The sequence below is a fragment of the Streptomyces sp. NPDC031274 genome, from assembly GCF_055570235.1.
Genome location: NZ_JBVIHP010000335.1, coordinates 1 through 1,206, shown reverse-complemented (window position 1 = coordinate 1,206; position 1,206 = coordinate 1). Strand labels below are relative to the sequence as shown.

Here is a 1,206-nt window from a genome sequence, read left to right as displayed (position 1 = left end):
GCCGTCCAGCCGCCCCCGCCCGGAGCCGGGTTCGGGGCGCCTGTCGCACCGTTCCCGCAGCCTGTGCAGGGCGGACTTCAGATGTCCGGCGGTATGGCGAGCACGCTTCCGCCGCCCGGCGGGCGCGTAGCGGGGCGCGCCGCAGGACGTGCACAGCGCCGGAACCGGAGCCGTACGGTCATCGCCGCGGTGGCGGCCGGCGTCGTGCTGGCCGGCGGCGGCATCACCTACGTCCTGGTGGGCAAGGACGAAGGCGCGAAGAGCGACGAGGCGCAGGCGGCGCCGAGCCGTCCCGGCGCTCCGAAGGACAGCGCTCGGCCGAGCAGGGGCAGCATGGGCGGCGGAAAGCGGTCCCCGCGCCCTTCGTCCTCGGCGGACGCCCAGGGGAAGCCGTCCAAGACCCCGTCGAAGCGGCCGGGCGATTCCGGGGGTGACAAGTACAAGGACCGCGGGGCGGGGGCGTCGGCGACACCGGACGGCGGAGTTGACGGTGGCGGTGGCGGTGGCACGGCCCCGCGACCGCCCGCGTCTCCCACCTCCAAGCCCAGTTCGGTGTCGAAGAGTTGCAGCGGCTGGAGCCACCGGAACCCGAATCCGGGAACGTACGCCTACCTGGCCGGCAGATACAGCATGGTGACCGGCCCCTACCAGACCTGCTCCGAGATCACCCCGATCCAGACCGACTCGAAGCTCTTGTTCCACTGCTCGGTCGTCAACGCCCAGGGTGACGACTGGACTTACGTCCAGGTGGCGGGCACGAGCACGTCGGGCTGGATGTCGAACGACAACTTCGTCGGTCAGATGGGCGCTTCGACGCGCTGCTGACCGGCAAGTGTTCTGTCAGCGGTCAGGTGTGTCCGTTTGTGGTCTTGTCCTCGCGGCCGAGTACCTCAACAATGCGCATGACAAAACCGAAGCAACTTCGGTCACATAGTCACCAGAGGGGACCCCCCACATGAACAAGCCTCTCGTCGGCGCGATCTTCGCCGCAGCGCTGATCGGCGCTACGGCGGCTCCCGCGACGGCGGTCAGCACGGGCTCGCAGGCGCCCGTGGATCAGACGCAGCAGACACAGCAGGCGAAGCAGAAGCCCGCAAAGCCCGCAAAGTCCGTGAAGACCAAGGCAGTTGACTTCGCGGGCACGGTGGCGCTGAGCAACTGTTCCGGCTCCGTCGTGCGCGTACCGGACTCGCAGCCCGGCGACCC

Annotated in this window: 2 pseudogenes; both read left to right on the top strand. The window is 69.7% G+C overall.

The features are described from left to right. Positions 1-825 (top strand): annotated as a pseudogene (locus ACZ5CR_RS46150) (serine/threonine-protein kinase); the annotation flags it as partial. Between the two features lie 130 nt (positions 826-955). Further along, positions 956-1,206: pseudogene (locus ACZ5CR_RS46145) on the top strand (serine protease); the annotation flags it as partial.